A 2,573-nucleotide genomic window follows, 5' to 3' on the forward strand; every position below is an offset into this window, starting at 1 on the left:
CTACTATTTTTGTCAAGTCAGTTGGCTCTTGAATGTTATTTTCAAGTCAAGGGGTCAGTTGGCTGAGTCGAAATACCTAATTCCTTTCCGATTCACTTTATACTACTTATACACTACATTTGAAGTGCGGAATGTGGGTTGAAAGGCGATCGCGATCGACACATCCGAAAAACTACGGAAATTCGATCGCCTCTCCCCATTTCTAAGAATTCATCCGTTAGAATTGCCTGAAAATTAGGTTTTCGGGTGCGTTGGAATGACCTACAACGTCAGAATCGCAGATTTACCCCCAACAGAACGACCTCGCGAACGGTTGGTGACGTATGGCGCGAAACATTTAGCTACGTCGGAGTTGCTGGCGTTGCTGTTGGGAACCGGATGTAAAGTCCAGAAACTCTCGGCGGTCGGGTTAGGTCAACAAATTTTACGCCAACTGGGACAACACCAACGCGATCCCCTGGAAATTTTGCGAAACGTTTCGCCGCAGGAGTTGATGCAAATTCCCGGTATTGGTTTGGCGAAGGCGACAACCATTATTGCGGCGATCGAACTGGGAAAACGCGCCTTTCAAACTCGTCCGGCGGAACGTCGTATCGTGGAAGATCCCGCAACAGCGGTGGCTTGTCTGAGTCACGATTTAATGTGGCAGGAAACCGAACGCTTTGCGATTTTACTCCTCGACGTTCGCAATCGCATTTTGGGAACGCAACTGTTAACTATCGGAACGGCGACGGAAACCCTGGCGCATCCTCCAGATATTTTCCGTGAGGTGATTCGCCAAGGCGCAACCCGCGCGATCGTCTCTCACAACCACCCCAGCGGAAACGTGTCGCCAAGTCCCGAAGACATCGAACTGACGCGACGCCTCCTCGAAATCGCGCAAATCCTCTCGATTCCCATTCTGGATCATTTGATTCTGGGAAACGGGAATTACGCCAGTTTGCGAAAGGAAACTCGACTGTGGGAAGAATTTCCACAAACAGAGTGAAAACCTTTTTACAGTCGCCAGTCGCCAGTGAGCTTGACATACTCGCCGCCTTAAAAGAGCGGCGATTCTCCAGACCTCACGGTTTTGGATTCCTAGTTCGTTGACAACCCTTACTATCCATCGTTGCCAATGAATACCAGAGGGGTTTATCTCCCTAGGCGTTTTCCCCATTGCAGAGGAGGTTTCGGTATGCCCTACCGTACCTGAGAATCCGCGAAAAAATTGGTTCTCTGTACTTGTTGCTTAGAGCTTTTACCTGCCCGAGCCTTCCCGAACAGAACCCACTAACTCTAGTTTTCAAGGTTCAGTTGCCTCGATTAGAGGCTCGGTTTTTAAACTGGTTGAATACCGCTCCAGTTTCTCCATTATCGCAGAGTCGCCCTGAAAGGGCGAGGCTTTAGACCCAAAATTTCTGGTAAAGTGTATCTCCCCCTCAGTGGTGCAGAAAACTTTTCGAGATCGGGGATTGACAAAATACATAAAATCTGTATTGGGAGTCAGGCCAGATCCCCGGCATCTCCAAGATGCCGGGGATCTCAGGCAGCCATTTACCGATCTGGGATTTTGCAGCCAACCCTTTAATACGGCGATATGTTTTCTAACAAGGGTTTCAGGACTTTTCTGCACCACTAAGGTATCTCCCCTCATGTAAAAAAACACCGATTACGGTCTTTTGCTGCAAGGCGAAGCCGAGATCGATCGCTGGGAGTCTACAGATCGAACAGTCAGAAAATTACCAGTTTGGGTGGTAACGCCATCTCCAAGTCCGAGCCAACCCCAGAACCGACTACAATAAAACCATTCTGTTTACGCGAATCGCTCCCTGAAATCCTCTATGCAAACGAGTTCCGTTCGCCCCGAAACCCCACTCGCTCCCACCACACGCACCGCCTCCGTTCGCCGCACCACCGGAGAAACGGACGTGCAAGTGACTGTCAATCTCGACGGAACGGGTCAGTGCAAAGCGGATACCGGAATTCCGTTTCTCGACCATATGCTGCATCAAATCGCCTCCCACGGACTCATCGATTTAGAAGTGAAGGCGGTAGGAGATTGGGAAATCGACGATCACCACACCAACGAAGACGTGGGAATTACTCTCGGACAGGCGTTAGCGCAAGCGTTAGGCGATCGCAAGGGAATCGTGCGTTTCGGACATTTCGTCGCCCCCCTCGACGAAGCCTTGATTCAAGTGGCGTTGGACTTCTCCGGGCGTCCCCATCTCAGTTATGGTTTAGAGATTCCCACGGAACGAGTCGGAACCTACGACACGCAACTGGTGCGGGAATTCTTCGTGGCGATCGTCAATCACGCCCAGATGACGCTACATATCCGCCAACTCGACGGCATCAACTCCCACCATATTATCGAAGCGACGTTCAAAGCCTTTGCGCGATCGATCCGCACGGCTACGGAAATCGATCCCCGTCGCGCCAGTACCATCCCCAGTTCTAAAGGAGTGTTGTAGGGAATAGGGAACAGGGAACAGGGAACGGGGAACAGGGAATAGGGAACAGTTGAGAGTTTACAGTTTCTCCCCCTCTCCTCCTCTCCTCCTCTCCCCCTCTCCCCTTCTCCCCTTCTC

At 51.0% G+C, this 2,573-nt stretch carries 2 protein-coding genes; both read left to right on the plus strand.

Annotated features, from left to right (window positions below; all coding sequences use genetic code 11):
- The first annotated feature begins 256 nt into the window (after positions 1-256).
- The gene (radC, locus tag POG22_RS10520; RefSeq protein WP_498905152.1) at positions 257-988 is read left to right on the plus strand and encodes a JAB domain-containing protein; all 732 of its coding nucleotides are present in this window, start codon (positions 257-259) and stop codon (positions 986-988) included.
- An 835-nt stretch (positions 989-1,823) separates the two neighbouring features.
- The gene (gene hisB, locus POG22_RS10525; protein WP_017659254.1) at positions 1,824-2,456 is read left to right on the plus strand and encodes an imidazoleglycerol-phosphate dehydratase HisB; all 633 of its coding nucleotides are present in this window, start codon (positions 1,824-1,826) and stop codon (positions 2,454-2,456) included.
- The last annotated feature ends 117 nt before the right edge of the window (positions 2,457-2,573 follow it).

It is taken from the genome of Geitlerinema sp. CS-897, from assembly GCF_028368005.1.
Taxonomy (GTDB): Bacteria; Cyanobacteriota; Cyanobacteriia; order Cyanobacteriales; family Geitlerinemataceae; genus Baaleninema; species Baaleninema simplex.

Excerpts from the sequence above, each read along its gene's own strand:
- radC (WP_498905152.1), top strand. The coding sequence starts at position 257 with ATGACCTACAACGTCAGAATCGCAGATTTACCCCCAACAGAACGACCT.
- hisB (WP_017659254.1), top strand. The coding sequence starts at position 1,824 with ATGCAAACGAGTTCCGTTCGCCCCGAAACCCCACTCGCTCCCACCACA.